The sequence below is a fragment of the Aeromonas sp. s8 genome (genome assembly GCF_040907785.1).
Taxonomy (GTDB): Bacteria; Pseudomonadota; Gammaproteobacteria; order Enterobacterales; family Aeromonadaceae; genus Aeromonas; species Aeromonas veronii.
This window is the reverse complement of sequence record NZ_JBFOCL010000026.1, coordinates 76,547-91,757: the sequence shown is the minus strand read 5'-3', so window position 1 is coordinate 91,757 and position 15,211 is coordinate 76,547. Positions and strand designations below refer to the sequence as shown.

At 60.4% G+C, this 15,211-nt stretch carries 14 protein-coding genes; 6 read left to right on the top strand and 8 right to left on the bottom strand.

The genetic code is table 11. From position 1 onward, the window contains the following. Positions 1-116 precede the first annotated feature (116 nt). Positions 117-3,812, bottom strand: a complete 3,696-nt coding sequence (metH, locus tag AB5Y86_RS08750) for a methionine synthase (RefSeq protein ID WP_368192635.1) — start codon at positions 3,810-3,812, stop codon at positions 117-119. A gap of 216 nt (positions 3,813-4,028) precedes the next feature. On the opposite strand from metH, the gene AB5Y86_RS08745 reads away from it, so the two are divergent. Further along, positions 4,029-5,306 carry a sodium:proton antiporter gene (locus AB5Y86_RS08745; protein ID WP_021231596.1) on the top strand — a complete coding sequence of 426 codons (1,278 nt, stop codon included), beginning with the start codon at positions 4,029-4,031 and terminating at the stop codon, positions 5,304-5,306. A gap of 505 nt (positions 5,307-5,811) precedes the next feature. After that, positions 5,812-5,988: a hypothetical protein gene (locus AB5Y86_RS08740; RefSeq protein ID WP_005340085.1), complete on the top strand. Its 177-nt coding sequence runs from the start codon at positions 5,812-5,814 to the stop codon at positions 5,986-5,988. A 155-nt stretch (positions 5,989-6,143) separates the two neighbouring features. Here the strand turns inward: AB5Y86_RS08740 and AB5Y86_RS08735 are convergent, their stop codons facing one another. Continuing rightward, a complete protein-coding gene (locus AB5Y86_RS08735) occupies positions 6,144-6,641 on the bottom strand; it encodes a GNAT family N-acetyltransferase (RefSeq protein WP_368192614.1) in 498 nt (165 codons plus the stop codon). A 131-nt stretch (positions 6,642-6,772) separates the two neighbouring features. Further along, positions 6,773-7,594 carry an HDOD domain-containing protein gene (locus AB5Y86_RS08730; RefSeq protein ID WP_368192613.1) on the bottom strand — a complete coding sequence of 274 codons (822 nt, stop codon included), beginning with the start codon at positions 7,592-7,594 and terminating at the stop codon, positions 6,773-6,775. 169 nt (positions 7,595-7,763) lie between these two features. On the opposite strand from AB5Y86_RS08730, the gene AB5Y86_RS08725 reads away from it, so the two are divergent. Then, positions 7,764-8,030, top strand: coding sequence for a hypothetical protein (locus AB5Y86_RS08725; RefSeq protein WP_368192610.1), 267 nt, complete (start codon positions 7,764-7,766; stop codon positions 8,028-8,030). A 73-nt stretch (positions 8,031-8,103) separates the two neighbouring features. Here the strand turns inward: AB5Y86_RS08725 and aphA are convergent, their stop codons facing one another. Beyond that, positions 8,104-8,823 carry an acid phosphatase AphA gene (aphA, locus tag AB5Y86_RS08720; RefSeq protein ID WP_005342927.1) on the bottom strand — a complete coding sequence of 240 codons (720 nt, stop codon included), beginning with the start codon at positions 8,821-8,823 and terminating at the stop codon, positions 8,104-8,106. 106 nt (positions 8,824-8,929) lie between these two features. After that, positions 8,930-9,604, bottom strand: a complete 675-nt coding sequence (locus tag AB5Y86_RS08715; RefSeq protein WP_019446503.1) for an ATPase — start codon at positions 9,602-9,604, stop codon at positions 8,930-8,932. A 166-nt stretch (positions 9,605-9,770) separates the two neighbouring features. Here AB5Y86_RS08715 and AB5Y86_RS08710 point away from each other — a divergent pair, with 166 nt between their 5' ends. From AB5Y86_RS08710 to AB5Y86_RS08700, 3 genes are all read left to right on the top strand, one after another. Next, positions 9,771-11,090 carry an MFS transporter gene (locus AB5Y86_RS08710; RefSeq protein WP_139461607.1) on the top strand — a complete coding sequence of 440 codons (1,320 nt, stop codon included), beginning with the start codon at positions 9,771-9,773 and terminating at the stop codon, positions 11,088-11,090. Positions 11,091-11,228: 138 nt separating this feature from the next. Then, on the top strand, positions 11,229-11,951 hold the full coding sequence (locus AB5Y86_RS08705; protein ID WP_108612743.1) for a MarC family NAAT transporter: 723 nt from the start codon (positions 11,229-11,231) through the stop codon (positions 11,949-11,951). Positions 11,952-12,110: 159 nt separating this feature from the next. Beyond that, positions 12,111-12,314, top strand: a complete 204-nt coding sequence (locus AB5Y86_RS08700) for a hypothetical protein (protein ID WP_005340062.1) — start codon at positions 12,111-12,113, stop codon at positions 12,312-12,314. Between the two features lie 132 nt (positions 12,315-12,446). Here AB5Y86_RS08700 and tldD read toward each other — a convergent pair whose 3' ends face one another. From tldD to AB5Y86_RS08685, 3 genes are all read right to left on the bottom strand, one after another. Beyond that, positions 12,447-13,895, bottom strand: a complete 1,449-nt coding sequence (gene tldD / locus AB5Y86_RS08695; RefSeq protein WP_368192609.1) for a metalloprotease TldD — start codon at positions 13,893-13,895, stop codon at positions 12,447-12,449. Positions 13,896-14,028: 133 nt separating this feature from the next. Next, positions 14,029-14,847, bottom strand: a complete 819-nt coding sequence (locus tag AB5Y86_RS08690) for a carbon-nitrogen hydrolase family protein (RefSeq protein WP_368192607.1) — start codon at positions 14,845-14,847, stop codon at positions 14,029-14,031. 25 nt (positions 14,848-14,872) lie between these two features. Next, complete coding sequence (locus tag AB5Y86_RS08685) at positions 14,873-15,193, bottom strand: Dabb family protein (RefSeq protein WP_368192606.1); 321 nt, start codon at positions 15,191-15,193, stop codon at positions 14,873-14,875. Positions 15,194-15,211 lie beyond the last annotated feature (18 nt).

The window sequence follows — 15,211 nt, the reverse complement described above, 5'->3', positions numbered from 1 at the left end:
CGCACGCTACCACATCACTGTGACCAACAGGTTAAACGGCGGCTCTGCGCAGGTTGTTCAACCCGTGCAAGGATGCCGCCGTTTCTCGTTAAAGATCAACCGGTGTCACGCGGGAGTCAGTTCAGGTTTGGCCCCAGCCAGCGCTCGGCCTCGGCCAGCGTCATCCCTTTGCGGGCGGCGTAATCTTCCACCTGATCTTGCTGGATCTGCGCCACCGCGAAGTATTTGCTCTCGGGATGAGAGAAGTACCAACCCGATACCGCCGCCCCCGGCCACATAGCGTAGGATTCGGTCAGCTGCATGCCGATGGCCTGCTCGACATCCAGCAACTCCCAGATGCTCCCCTTCTCGGTATGCTCCGGGCAGGCCGGATAACCGGGAGCCGGGCGGATGCCCTGATAGTTCTCGCGGATCAGCTCCTCGTTGCTGAGGGCCTCGTCGGGGGCATAACCCCAATGTACCTTGCGCACCTGCTCGTGCAGATACTCGGCAAAGGCTTCGGCCAGACGGTCGCACACCGCCTGAATAAGGATGGCGTTGTAGTCGTCATGCTGCGCCTTGTAGGCCTTGGCGATGGCCTCCTCACCGATGCCGCCGGTCACCGCGAAGGCACCGATCCAGTCGGGTTTGCCGCTCTCTTTCGGCGCCACATAGTCCGCCAGACAGTAGTTGGGGAAGCCCTGCTTCTCGCTCTGCTGGCGCAGGTGGTGCAGCACCTTGATGACCTCGGTGCGCGACTCGTCGCTGTAAACTTCGATGCTGTCCCCTACCGCGTTTGCCGGGAACAGGCCGATCACCCCGGCGCAGCGCACGCTCTGATCCTTTTCCAGCTGGTCCAGCATGGCGTTGGCATCGGCAAACAACTTGGTCGCCTCCTCGCCAATGATCTCGTCCTCGAGGATGCGCGGGAATTTGCCCGCCAGCTCCCAGCTGAGGAAGAACGGCGTCCAGTCGATGTATGGGCGCAACACCGAAATGGCCACATCTTCCAACTTCTGCACCCCGAGCTCGCGGGGCTTGGGTGGCTGGTAGCCAACCCAATCCAGCTGATGCCGGTTGGCGCGGGCATGAGCCAGACTGACCGGACGGGAGCGCGGCTGCTTGCGGGCATGCTGATCCCGGGCGATCTCGTACTCCTTGTCGATGCGGGCGACAAATGCCTCCTTGAGATCCGGACTGAGCAGGCTCTGGGCCACCCCTACCGCGCGGGAGGCGTTGGAGACATAGACCACAGGCTCCGAGTAGTTTTGCTCGATCTTCACCGCTGTGTGCGCCTTGGAGGTGGTGGCACCGCCGATCAGCAGCGGCAGCTTGAAGCCCTGACGCTCCATCTCCTTGGCCACGTGCACCATCTCGTCCAGCGACGGGGTGATGAGACCCGACAACCCGATGATATCGGCGCCGACCTCCCGCGCAGTCTTGAGAATGGTCTCGCAGGAGACCATGACCCCGAGGTCGACAATCTCGAAGTTGTTGCACTGCAGCACCACCCCGACGATGTTCTTGCCGATGTCGTGCACGTCCCCTTTCACGGTGGCCAGCACTATCTTGCCGTTGCTGGAGCCGCCCGACTTTTCCGCCTCGATATAGGGCTGCAGATAGGCCACCGCCCGCTTCATCACCCGCGCTGACTTCACCACCTGCGGCAGGAACATCTTGCCCGCGCCGAACAGGTCGCCGACCACGTTCATGCCATCCATCAGCGGCCCTTCGATGACGTGCAGCGGCTTCTCGGCGCCAGCGCGCGCCTCTTCGGTATCCTCTTCGATAAAGTCGGTGATCCCCTTGACCAGCGCGTGCTCCAGCCGCTTGCCCACCGGCCAGCTGCGCCACTCCTGATCCCGTGGATCCTCAGCCTGGGCACCGGCACCGCGATACTTCTCGGCGATGGCCAGCAGCTCCTCGGTCGCATTGTCATTGAGGTTGAGCACCACCGCCTCGACCTTCTCTTTCAGCTCCGCCGGAATGTCTTCATAGATGGCGAGCTGACCGGCGTTGACGATCCCCATGTCCATGCCGTTCTTGATGGCGTGGTAGAGGAAGACGGCGTGAATGGCTTCGCGCACCGGCTCGTTGCCGCGAAACGAAAACGAGACGTTGGAGACGCCGCCGGAGATCATGGCGTGGGGCAGGTGCGTTTTGATGTCCTTCACCGCCTCGATGAAGTCCACCGCGTAGTTGTTGTGCTCATCGATGCCGGTCGCTACCGCGAAGATATTGGGGTCGAAGATGATGTCTTCCGGCGGGAAACCGACCTGATCCACCAGGATCCGGTAGGCACGCTGGCAGATCTCGAACTTGCGGGCGCGGGTGTCGGCCTGCCCCGCTTCATCGAACGCCATCACGATGACGGCGGCGCCGTAGCGGCGCAGCAGTTTCGCCTGCTGAATGAACTTCTCCTCCCCCTCTTTCATGGAGATGGAGTTGACCACCGGCTTGCCCTGCACGCACTTGAGGCCCGCCTCCAGCACCTCCCACTTGGAGGAGTCGATCATCACCGGCACCCGGGCGATATCTGGCTCACCGGCGATGAGGTTCAGGAAGCGCACCATGGCCGCTTCGGCGTCCAGCATCCCCTCGTCCATGTTGATGTCGATGATCTGGGCGCCGTTCTCCACCTGCTGTTTGGCAACATCGAGCGCCTCGTCGTAGAGCCCCTCTTTGATCAGCCGTTTGAACTTGGCCGAACCGGTGACGTTGGTGCGCTCCCCCACGTTCACGAACATGGATTCGGGGGTGATGATGAGGGGCTCGAGGCCCGACAACCGGCAAGCTACCGGCAGCTTGGGCAGCACACGCGGCTTGATGCCCGCCACGGCGTCGGCCATGGCGCGGATATGGGTCGGGGTGGTACCGCAGCAACCGCCGACCAGGTTAAGAAAGCCGCTTTGGGCCCACTCGCGGATATGCTCCGCCATCTCGACGGCATCGAGGTCGTACTCACCGAACGCATTGGGCAGACCGGCGTTGGGGTGGGCACTGACATGGGTCTCGCTGATGCGCGACAGCTCTTCCACATACTGGCGCAGCTCGTCTGGCCCGAGCGCACAGTTGAGACCGAACGAGACCGGTTTGACGTGGCGCAGCGAATGGTAGAAGGCTTCGGTGGTCTGGCCGGAGAGGGTACGACCGGAGGCATCGGTAATGGTACCGGAGATCATCACCGGCAGGCTGTAGCCCAGCGCCTCGAACACCCCTTCCACCGCGAAGGCGGCAGCCTTGGCGTTGAGGGTATCGAAGATGGTCTCGATCAGGATGATGTCGGCGCCGCCCTCGATCAGGGCGTGGGTCGATTCGGTGTAGGCGGCCACCAGCTGGTCATAGGTGACGTTGCGCTTGCCGGGATCGTTCACATCCGGCGAGATGGAGGCGGTACGGTTGGTAGGGCCCAACACCCCTGCTACGAAGCGCGGCTTGGCGGGATCTTTTGCCGTCCACTCGTCTGCCACGGCGCGGGCCAGACGGGCGGCTTCCCGGTTGATCTCGGCGGAAAACTCTTCCATCTCGTAATCGGCCATGGCGATGCGAGTGGCGTTGAAGGTGTTGGTCTCGAGAATGTCGGCCCCGGCAGCGCAATACTGCTCGTGGATCTCGCGGATCACCGCCGGACGGGTCAGCACCAGCAGATCGTTGTTGCCCTTGATGTCGGTATGCCAGTCGGCAAACCGCTCACCCCGATAATCCGCCTCCCCCAGCTTGTAGCCCTGGATCATGGTGCCCATGGCCCCGTCGATGATCAGGATCCGCTCCCTGAGGCAGGCTTCCAGCTTCTTTGTTACGTCCGACTGCTTGCTCGGCTCTCTGCTCGACATTACGTTCGACACCGCGTGTTCCTCTTACATCCATGCAACTGCGTAAACAGCATCCTAACAGCAAACAAATAAAATGGAAATCTAGCCGTCTATCAGTCCAAATGCGCCACCATATACTCATTTATGGGTAATGAGTAACATAGGGCCCGAGAGTAACCTATGCCCGTCCTGCATAGGGATACGTGCTTGCTGTCTACCAACGAGAAAAAAATAACTATGAGCGTCTACTACACACTCTGTTTTCTGGCAGCGTTGGCGATTTTTATCGCCTTTGCCAACCAGTATGTTGTGAAGATCCAGACCACCATCGCCATTACTGCGGGCTCCATGCTGATCTCCGCACTGCTGGTGCTGTTTGGCAAACTGGGCTGGTTCAACCTGGAACCTCTTGCCGTCAAGACCATGGAGAGCATCGACTTCCAGAACTTCCTGCTGAAGGGGATTCTGGGCTTCCTGCTGTTCGCCGGTGGCCTTGGCATCAACCTCAAGGCGCTGCGTAGCCAGAAGTGGGAGATCACCATTCTGGCCATCATTGCCACCCTGCTCTCCACCTTCCTCATCGGCTACGGCTTCTGGTTTATCGCCAAGCTGCTGGGCTGGGAGTTGCCGCTGGTCTACTGCATGCTGTTCGGCGCGCTGATCTCCCCCACTGACCCGATTGCCGTACTGGCCATCGTCAAGAAGATGAAAGCGCCACCCCAGATCGCCATCCAGATCGAAGGGGAATCCCTGTTCAACGATGGTGTTGGCCTCGTCATCTTCGCTACCGTGTTTGCCGTCGCCTTTGGCGGTGTCGAGCCCACCTTCGGTAGCGTGGCCGGTCTGTTCCTGCACGAAGCCCTCGGCGGCATCCTGTTTGGTGCCGTGCTGGGCCTCATCGCCCACGTGATGATCAGCGCCACCGACGACGGTTCATTGGAGCTTCTGCTGACCCTCTGCATCCCGACCGCCGGCTTTGCCTTTGCCAACATGATCGGCGTCTCCGGCGCACTGGCCATGGTGGTCACCGGCATCATGATCGGCAACTGGACCCGTCACTCCGGCTTCTCCGAGCAGAGCAGCCATCACCTGGACCACTTCTGGGAGTTGATGGACCAGTTCCTCAACGCCCTGCTGTTCCTGCTGATCGGTCTGGCGCTGGTACTGCTGGATCTCGCCTGGCGTGACTGGATCCTGCTGGTCATTGCGGTGCCGCTCTGCCTGGGTGCCCGCTTTATCAGCGTGTCGCTGCCCTATGTGGCTTTCCGCCGATTCCGCAATTACAACACCTTCTCGGTGCGGATCCTCACCTGGGGTGGCCTGCGCGGTGGTCTGGCGATGGCGATGGCACTGGCACTCCCCTCCGGCGTCATGATGATCCCGGAACATGGCGTCGACCTGCGTCAGGTCATCCTGGTGATGACCTACTCGGTGGTGATGTTCTCCATCGTGGTGCAAGGCATGACCATCACCCCGATGATCACGGCTGCCAAAAAGGCCTGTGGCGACTACTGAGTCGGCCCACTGTGCTGATTGCAGAATGAGAGAGGGCTCCCGTCGGGAGCCCTCTTTTTATGGCGGATAGATGCGAATATTTGCTGCTGATAGCCCCTTGATTACACAGAGGAAAAGCGTACTAACTTCAACATCGGCAAATTATTGTTTGCTTTTTATTCATTTCGAGGAGAGAATGCGCGTCGGCTAGTTAATCAGCCTGTTTATGTTTGCCCTGCAATGCTTCACCTCACGATGAATCCTGCCAGTACCCGCATAACCTTCTTCTGATTTACTCGCCTTGAGAACCGTCAGGCTGTCTGCCTGCGTTGCCCGGCTCTCACGGTGCAGACCCGATCTGCCCACCCAATTTGATTTATGCATCAGCATATTCCTTGAAAGTGCAGACGCCCCTTAACCGGGCTGGGTATTCCTGCGCGCTTGTCGTTCACCCAATCGACCGCGCCCATTGACCTGACATTTGCCAATACAAGGAGCAAACACCTAATTTATATAGAGAAATACCATGATGAAAGCAGTACAAACACACAAGCCCCTGCGTCGCAGCAAGCCCATCAACCTGCCTGTGCAAGAGCACGACAATGATGCGTTTCTGATCCAGTTCAGCACCCGCTTCAGCGGCGGTTTCGCCATCTCCTGTGATGGTATCGCTGGCGAGTTCTCCATCGAAGACCTCAACTGATCCTGCCTGCCCTCCGGCAGCGCCCGATGCAGACAGGCCGCAACTCACGGCGGCCTCTTTGCTTCTCTCTCACGCCTTTAGCCAGACCCGGCCTCTTGCTTGTCACTCAGCCTGACAGCCACCTCGTCATTCGCTTTCCCGCTCTCTGACCTTGATCACTGCTCCAGCAGCAGGCACTCATCGGCATCTTCGCTCAATTTGACCAGTCGACTGCGCACCAACCCCAGTTTGGCCAGCAGGCCGATGGATCGCTCGTTGCCCGGAGTGACGATGGCAACTACCTGCCCGATCCCCAACCGGCTTTTGCCATCGGCAAGGGCGGCCTGCGCCGCTTCAATGGCGTAGCCCTGACCGCGATATTGCGGCAGGAAGGCGTAACCGATATCGACCTGCTCCAGGGTATCGCGCTTGATCAGGCCGCAAATACCGAGGCTGACACCGTCCTCCTTACGCTCCACCAGATAGAGCCCGTGACCATAGCGGGCATAGCTGACCGCCGGTCCCTGCTGGATATACTCCTGCGCCTGCTCCAGGGTGCGAATGCCCCGATCACCGATGTAACGATAAAAGTCGCCGTCATTGAGCAGCTCAAGGATGAAGGAGGCATCGGTGGCGATCATTTCGCGCAGGATCAGGCGGGAGGAGGCAATCATGGCAAGGGCTCTCAAACGGAAAGTGAAGGGCAAAGAGTGCCCCGTCACTCCCGGGCTGGCAAGCCTGTGGCGCCATCGGCCATGAAAAAGGGGCCGCGTTGGCCCCTGATGATGAGATGGGATAAACGGGCTCAGGCGGCCAGCAACCCGGCATAGCCATTACCCTGCTCGCGCAGCGCAGTGAACTGGGCGGCACAATCGGCCCAGCTCAACCCCAGCGCATCTGCCACCTTGTGGGGCCACTCGGGTGGCGCCTCTTCCCCCACATCGGATTGCGCAGCCAGCACGATCGCCAGATGGATCAACCCGGCCTCGGGAGAGAACTCCTTGGCCAGCATGGGGTTGTAGTGATACTCCACCGCATTGCTGATGGTCTCGGGGAACTTCCAGTAGCGTGCCATGGCCGCCCCGACCTGGGCATAGTTGAAGCCGACCACCAGCTCTTCCGCCTTGGCCCGTCCCTTGTGCAACTCCAGATCGTGGATGTGATGGACGGTGTTTTCCGGCAAGCCTACGTGCATCACCAAGCGGCCGAGATCGTAGAGCAGGGCGCAGGTAAAGACCTCATCCCCCTTCATCCCCTTCTTCACCGCCAGACGACGGGCCAGCTCCGCCACGTTGAAAACGCAGCCCCAGAAATGTTTGAGGTCAATGCCGGGCACCGCAGTGACCGATTCGGTGAGCCCGCAGGCCAGCACCATGTTGCGCACCATCGCCAATCCCAGCCGCACCGAGGCTTCATTGACGGTGCCGATCTGACGACTGCTGCCGAATTTGGCCGAGTTGGCCAGCCGCAGCAACTTGGCGGAGATGACAGGGTCCTTGTTGATCAACTTGCTGATCTTGAGCAGATCCGGATCCTTTTCATTGAAGGTCTGGATCAAATCGCGCATCACTTCCGGGATCTGGGGCAGTAGCTTGGGCTCGGCCAGCAGGGAATCTATCGTGGGCATAGGCGTGTCCATCCATGTTATCTGTGTTCCAACCTGTTTGCCTTGGCAAACTCCTCCTAATTATGGGTAACAAATGGCCTCCCCATCGGATTGTTTATTCGCTGGTCATTCAAGGTGTTAGTCACATTCAGGCTATACTGGCCGCCACATTCACTGTTGCGGATATCCCATGAACGACACTCAGGAATTTTTTGACGAAGACGCGCTGCTGGAGATGGTGGAGAACCAGCTCCACGACGGTCACCCGCCCCATGTGAAGGCGACCCTGATGCGGCTGGTAATGAAGGGCACCCCGAGGGAAGAGGCGCTGCAATATATCGCCTGCGCCCTCGGTGCCGAGCTGATGGCAATGGAGGCCGATCAGGGCCCCTTCAATCTGACCCGTTACGGCGAGTTCCTCGACAGCCTGCCCGAGATGCCGTGGGCAGACGACTGACCCGAACTGGATAACGGATGCAAAAAGGGCGGGTGCCAATGGCCCCGCCCTTGTTGCATGGATCCGCTCCGGATCAGAACTGGGAGTTGATGATCACCTCTTCCCCCAGCGCCCCTGCCAACGGCAGTGGCCGATAGCTGGAGTTGGCGGCCCGCAGCAGACGAATGCCGCGAATGCCGACCTCCTGCGCCGCCTTGATATCCCCGTCGGCGTCGCCGTAGAACAGCTTCATCTGCTTATCCTTGAGCCATTGCACTTTGGTGTTCTGGCCTGGCTGATCACCGGCGAAGATCACCGGATTGAGCTGGTCGGCCGGAATATTCATGGTCTGCTGCAAGGTCTGGCTCACGGTTTCGGTCTTGGTGGCCGAGCGGCCGGTGACGAAATAGATGTGGTCTCCGCGCTTGAGATGCATGGCGATAAGCGCCTTGCCCACCTCTTTCGGCATGCTGAACGCATCCCAGCCATTGTTCATCTTCTCCCAGAAGGCGGGGTTCTTCAGATAGCTCTCGTCGTTGGGCGAGAACTCCTGCTTGCCGCGATAAAAACCCGGGCTGGAGAAGAGCAGGGTATCGTCGATATCAAACCCGACCGCCATCGGCGGCAGGCCATCCAGACTCTTGGCAATCTGCTCCACCGACACCCAGTGGATCGGCGCCTGCTGGGCCAACGTGACGGTGGTGACACCGGCAGGGATTGGCTGAACGGTAGCGGCTTGACCCGCGACTGCAGGCAGAGAGAGGGCGGCAGCCAGCAAGGAGGCAAGCAGCGCCGGACGAGATATGTGTTTCATAAGGCAGGTTGTCATCTTCAATCAAAAGAGGGGGCCAATAGTGCCCCCATCCCGCCCTTCAAATCTGTGAAAGCTCCTGCAAAAGGGAGCATTTGACGCCCGATAATTAATCTTCGATTGGCAGCAGATCGGTAAAGACAAAGCCATCGCGCAGCACTGTCTCGCCGACCCGAATGCCGAGCGGACGGGAGAACATGGGGCCATCATAGGCCAGGGTGTGAAACTCGCCGTTCTCGCCACATGGGTCAACGCCCTCCGGCAGCGCCGCCAGCAGTGCCTCGTCAAAGTCATGGCCACCCAGGCTGGCATCCAGCTTGTTCGGGTCGAGAGCACTGATCCGCGCCTTCAACCCAGCGGCCACCATCTGCGGCGCCAGTTCACGAGTATTGCTGCCCCACAGCGGGAACAGTGGTTCGATGCCGGTACCTGCCAGCTGCTTTTCACGGTAGGCGCGCACATCCTCGAGGAACAAGTCGCCAAAGGCCATATGGCGGATCCCCTGTGCCACCACATCGGCGATAAAGCCGGTCATGATGCGGGCGTAATCCTCGTTGCTGCAGGGCCAGGGCAGATCGATGGTGATGAGGGGCAGCCCGACGCAGGCGGCCTGCTCGGTCAACAGCTGCTTGCGCACCCCGTGCATCGCCACCCGCTCGAATGCCTGATTGAGGGTGGTAAACAGTCCCACCACTTCGATGGCGGGATCTTGCCGCAACTGATGCAGTGCCCATGCGCAATCCTTGCCGCTGCTCCAGGAGAGCAGTACCCGTTTCTTTTCCATCATTCCTCCGCCAGCGGGGCACTCGGATTGCCCCAAAAAGATGCAAGACAGTGTTGCGAATTGCGCGATTTACACACAAGAGGCAGGCAGCATACTCTCGATCACCTGTATATGCCCCTTGCACGGGGTGACAATAACTAAAAAAACCGATGGGAAACATACGGATATGACCACAAGCACACAACAGCACGATCACGCCCGCCCCCTCAATCGACAGGATTACAAAACCCTGAGTCTGGCTGCCCTCGGCGGCGCGCTGGAGTTTTACGACTTCATCATCTTCGTCTTCTTCGCCGTGGTCATCGGCGAGCTGTTCTTCCCGGCCGATATTCCCGAGTGGCTGCGCCAGTTCCAGACCTTCGGCATCTTCGCCGCCGGTTATCTGGCCCGACCGCTTGGCGGCATCATCATGGCCCACTTTGGCGATCTCATCGGTCGCAAGCGGATGTTCACCCTCAGCATCATCATGATGGCGCTGCCGACCCTGTTGATCGGTCTGTTGCCCACCTATGCGGTGCTCGGCATCGGCGCCCCCATCGCCCTGCTGGGACTGCGGATCCTGCAAGGCGCCGCCATCGGCGGTGAAGTGCCGGGCGCCTGGGTATTTGTCGCCGAGCACGTCCCTGCCCGTCGGGTCGGGGTCGCCTGCGGCACGCTCACGGCGGGATTGACGGCCGGCATCCTGCTTGGCTCCCTCATCGCCACTGCGGTCAACAAGAGCCTGACACCAGCCGAAGTGAGTGACTGGGGCTGGCGAGTGCCCTTCCTGCTGGGCGGTATCTTCGGCATCGTCGCCATGTACCTGCGTCGCTGGTTGCACGAGACACCGGTCTTCGCCGAGATGAAAGCCAACAAGACCCTGGCCGATGAACTGCCCCTCAAGTCGGTGCTGCGCAACCACAAGAGCAGCGTGGTGGTCTCCATGCTGCTCACCTGGCTGCTCTCCGCCGGTATCGTGGTGGTGATCCTGATGACCCCCACCTATCTGCAGAAGGTTTATGGCATCAGCCCGGCCGACGCCCTGACCGCCAACTCGCTGGCGATCGTTGCCCTGACCCTCGGCTGCATCGTTTATGGTCGACTGATCGACCTGCTGGGCAGCGGTATCACCTTCATGTTCGGCTCCCTGCTGCTGGCGGGCTCCAGCTACGCCTTCTATCACGGTCTGGCGGCCGGTACGAGCCAGCTGGTGCCGCTCTACATGCTGGCGGGCTTTGCGGTCGGGATTGTCGGCGCCGTGCCTTACGTGATGGTCAACGCCTTCCCGCCGGTGGTGCGCTTCTCCGGTCTGTCGTTCTCCTACAACGTGGCCTACGCCATCTTCGGCGGCCTCACCCCGATGGCGGTGACCCTCTGGATGAAGAGCGACATGCTGGCCCCCTCCCACTATGTGGTGAGCTTGTCTGTACTGGGGTTCGCCATCGGTCTCTGGCTCTGGTTCCAGCAACGGGCCATCCGGCAACAGCAAGCGCCGCAAGCGGCCTGACCCGAACAACACGCCCCGGTATCTGTCGGGGCTTTTTTGTACTGCTTATGTTCAGTTTCGCCAGCATAAGATAGCCTCCCTCTGGGGCCTGCCACCCGCATCGCCCCATGGCTTCCAACTCTTTATCCGAGGCTCAAGATGTTCTTTCAGGTCGTATTACTCACCTTGCTGGCGCTGCTGCCCATGGTCAACCCGCCCACCACGGCCACCCTGCTGCTGGGGCTGAGCAAGGGGATGTCGCGCGAACACGTGCGCCGTCAGGTCAATCTGGCCGCCATCTATCTGTTCTGCACCCTCTGCATCACCTTCTTTATCGGATCCTCGATCCTGGATCTGTTCGGGATCTCCATTCCGGGCTTGCGCCTGGCCGGTGGCCTCATCATCGGCTTTATCGGCTTTCGCATGCTGTTCCCCGCCCCCAGCCAGCAGAGCGGGGTCGACATCAACCAGAGCATCGCCTTCGTACCGCTCACCATGCCCAGCATGTGCGGACCGGGCACCATGGCGCTGGTGATAAGCGGGGCCGCCCAGATCGCCGAGCTGCCTGACGAGTACAACCGCCTCACCATCTACGCCGGTGTGGTAACGGCGTTTGCCCTGATGAGCCTGATCAGCTGGGGAGTATTGAAGCTGGCGGATCCGGTCTGCAAGATCCTGGGCGCCACCGGCATCGATGCCATGACCCGCATCATGGGCTTCCTGCTGGTCTGCATGGGTATGCAGTTTTGCATCAACGGCATCAAGGAAGTGGCACAGGATCCGGTCTTCCACGGCGGCCAGACCGTGCAAACCGCACCGGCGCTACCAAAGGCTTCCGGCACGTTTGATCAGTTGCCGCAGAAGCCCACCAGCTCTGATTGAAAACGGTATCAAAAAGTCCCTGACGATCTGCACTGATCTTGTTCCTGATCATGTTATTGACACACAAATGAGTTAGTTTGTTTTTCATACAGACTGTATTCAGATGGACGCTGATAGGTTTGTTGATGAATACCCACTCAACTTCAGGAGAGTATGCAGATGGACAAGATGCTGACCGAAATAGGGAGCCATAGCCTGTTTCACGAGTACCTGAACGTGGTTGGGATTGCGAGCCCATCCCTCGCCAAGATCGAGCAACGCTGGGAATATAAAGATCAAGAGCAGCTGGTTGCCAAAATCCAGATCGACAAACAGGGTAACGCTCGCTATTTCATCGACGCCCGCGCCATATCCGTCAACTGATACCGAATAACCCGCCAGCCCCAGTCCACCGACCGGGGCTTTTTGTTGTCTGCGATCCCCTGAATAGCAAAACCCCGGCAAGAGCCGGGGTTTGAATGCATCGGGTTACGCTGCTGCGCGGCTAACCCAAACCTACGACGTGCCACCCACGGTGAGCTGGTCCAGTTTGAGGGTGGGCTGGCCGACACCGACCGGCACGCTCTGCCCCTCCTTGCCGCAGATGCCGACCCCGCGATCCAGCGCAAGATCGCAGCCCACCATGGAGACCTGGCTCATCGCCTCGGGGCCGTTGCCGATCAGGGTCGCGCCCTTGATGGGAGCGGTGATCTTGCCATCCTCGATGAGGTAAGCCTCGGAGGCGGAGAAGACAAACTTGCCGGAGGTGATGTCCACCTGACCGCCGCCGAAGTTGGGGGCATAGATCCCCTTCTTCACCGAGGCGATGATCTCGGCCGGATCGTACTGGCCCGCCAGCATGTAGGTGTTGGTCATGCGCGGCATCGGCATGGCAGCGTAGGATTCGCGGCGCCCGTTGCCGGTGAGTGGCACCCCCATCAGGCGAGCGTTCTGCTTGTCTTGCAGATAACCCTTGAGGATACCTTTCTCGATCAACACGTTGTAGCCGCCCGGCGTCCCCTCGTCATCGATGGAGACGGAGCCGCGCCGACCCGGCAGGGTGCCATCATCGACGATGGTGCAGTGCTTGGAGGCCACCTGCTCGCCGATGCGACCAGCAAATGCGGAAGATCCCTTGCGATTGAAATCCCCCTCCAGACCATGACCTACCGCCTCGTGCAGCAGCACGCCGGGCCAGCCGGAGCCCAGCACCACCGGCATGGTGCCTGCTGGCGCGTCGATGGCTTCCAGATTGACCAGCGCCTGACGCACCGCTTCACGCACATAGCCAAAGGCGCGGCTCTCCAGCCCATCCAGTTCGAGGAACCAGTCGTAACCAAAGCGCCCGCCGCCACCGGCACTGCCACGCTCGCGGCGATCGCCCTTCTCGGCGATCACAGTCACCGACAGACGCACCAGCGGACGCACATCCGCGGCCAGGGTGCCGTCGGTGGCGGCCACCAGCACCTCTTCGTAGACGCCGCTGATGGAGGCCATCACCTGATTGATGGCGGGATCCAGACTTCTGGCGAACTTGTCCATCTGCTCCAGCAGGGCGATCTTCTGATGCTTGTCGAGGGTCTGCAGCGGATCCATGGCCGGATAGAGCAGGTTCGCTTCGGTACGGGCCCACGCCTTCACCTTGCCGTGAGCACCGGCTGCGGCGATGCCGCGAGCGGCAGTCACCGACTGTTGCAGCGCCAGCAGGCTCAGCTCGTCCGAGTAGGCGAAGCCAGTCTTCTCGCCGCTGACGGCGCGCACCCCGACCCCCTGATCGATGTTGTAGCTGCCATCCTTGACGATGCCATCTTCCAGCATCCAGGACTCGTGCCAGCTGCGCTGGAAATAGAGATCGCCGAACTCCACCTGATGGCTCATCAGGCTGCCGAGCAGCTGCTGCAGGCGCCCTTCGTCGAGATCGTTCGGGGCCAACAGGGAGGCACTAACCTGGCTCAATAGACTCAATCTTCTTCTCCACTCTCGTAACGAGCTGTTTTAAATCGTCTTGCCGACGGGTTGGCAACAAGCCACACCATCACAACAAACGGGCATGCTCCAGCACGGGCAAACGGCTGCGTTTCAATTTTTCACCACACCATCAGAGCAAACGGGCGTGTTGCAGCACTGGCATGGTGCGTTTCAATTCGTCGATAAGCCCGGGCTCCATCTTCGCCAGCACTGTGCCGCGCCCGGACTCTTTGCGCACCAGCACCCGACCCCAGGGGTCGATCACCATGCTGTGGCCCCAGGTCTGGCGCCCCGTTTCGTGAGTGCCGCCCTGATTGGCCGCGACTACGTAGCACTGGTTTTCGATGGCGCGGGCCCGCAGCAGCGGCTCCCAGTGCGCCTCGCCGGTCACGGCGGTAAAGGCGGCAGGCACCAGCAGCACGCGGGCACCGGCACGGGCCAACTGACGGTAGAGCTCGGGAAAGCGCAAATCATAACAGATCGAGAGGCCAAGGGGACCAAAGGGGGAATCAACCAGCACGCACTCCTGACCGGGACTGAAAGTTTCCGATTCCCGATAGCGACCGTGATTGTCCGCCACATCCACGTCGAACAGATGGATCTTGTGGTAGTGGCCCCTGAGCTCGCCACTTGGGTCAAACACCAGCGAGCTGGTGTGGATATGGTCGGAATCTGCGATGGTAGTCGGCATTCTTGTCGGCATAGCCCCGGCCACCAGCCAGATGCCATAATCGCGGGCCCATTCAGCCAGTTGCTGCTGGATCGGGCCCTTACCTATGGCCTCGGCCCCATCCAGATAACCCTGCCGTTCGCCAAACAGGGCAAAGTTCTCCGGCAGCAGCACCAGCAGCGGCCGCTCTTTGGGCAAGGCCGTCAGTTCGGCGGCGATCTGCTCCCGGTTATCCTGCCAGTGACGGCCAGATACCAGCTGTATTGCGGCTAACCACATGACGTTCTCCTTGTCGCTTGGGCCATTAGACGGTGACAGCATCCCCCGCCTGCAGGGTGTAATCCAGCACTATGATGCGCTCCAGCACCGGGCGGAAGATGGCCTTGAGGGCATCGTGATCAGGATGGGGCAGATAGCGCTGGCGGGCTGCTTCATCGGCGAAGGTCATCAGCACGCTGTGGGTAAAGCCATCATCCCTCCCCTCCGAGCTGTCATTCTCCCCCCACTCCACGGCGGTCACGCCGCTGACCTGATGGGGAATGGCGAGAAAGGCGGTACGCACCGCATCTATCCGGGCAGGCTGGGTGCCCGGCTTGAAGGCGATCAACAGGATATGTCGGATCATGGCTCACTCCTTGTGATG

Bases quoted from the DNA above. Each gene is read 5' to 3' on its own strand.
- metH (WP_368192635.1), bottom strand. From the start codon at position 3,812: ATGTCGAGCAGAGAGCCGAGCAAGCAGTCGGACGTAACAAAGAAGCTG.
- AB5Y86_RS08745 (WP_021231596.1), top strand. From the start codon at position 4,029: ATGAGCGTCTACTACACACTCTGTTTTCTGGCAGCGTTGGCGATTTTT.
- AB5Y86_RS08740 (WP_005340085.1), top strand. From the start codon at position 5,812: ATGATGAAAGCAGTACAAACACACAAGCCCCTGCGTCGCAGCAAGCCC.
- AB5Y86_RS08735 (WP_368192614.1), bottom strand. From the start codon at position 6,641: ATGATTGCCTCCTCCCGCCTGATCCTGCGCGAAATGATCGCCACCGAT.
- AB5Y86_RS08730 (WP_368192613.1), bottom strand. From the start codon at position 7,594: ATGCCCACGATAGATTCCCTGCTGGCCGAGCCCAAGCTACTGCCCCAG.
- AB5Y86_RS08725 (WP_368192610.1), top strand. From the start codon at position 7,764: ATGAACGACACTCAGGAATTTTTTGACGAAGACGCGCTGCTGGAGATG.
- aphA (WP_005342927.1), bottom strand. From the start codon at position 8,823: ATGAAACACATATCTCGTCCGGCGCTGCTTGCCTCCTTGCTGGCTGCC.
- AB5Y86_RS08715 (WP_019446503.1), bottom strand. From the start codon at position 9,604: ATGGAAAAGAAACGGGTACTGCTCTCCTGGAGCAGCGGCAAGGATTGC.
- AB5Y86_RS08710 (WP_139461607.1), top strand. From the start codon at position 9,771: ATGACCACAAGCACACAACAGCACGATCACGCCCGCCCCCTCAATCGA.
- AB5Y86_RS08705 (WP_108612743.1), top strand. From the start codon at position 11,229: ATGTTCTTTCAGGTCGTATTACTCACCTTGCTGGCGCTGCTGCCCATG.
- AB5Y86_RS08700 (WP_005340062.1), top strand. From the start codon at position 12,111: ATGGACAAGATGCTGACCGAAATAGGGAGCCATAGCCTGTTTCACGAG.
- AB5Y86_RS08690 (WP_368192607.1), bottom strand. From the start codon at position 14,847: ATGTGGTTAGCCGCAATACAGCTGGTATCTGGCCGTCACTGGCAGGAT.
- AB5Y86_RS08685 (WP_368192606.1), bottom strand. From the start codon at position 15,193: ATGATCCGACATATCCTGTTGATCGCCTTCAAGCCGGGCACCCAGCCT.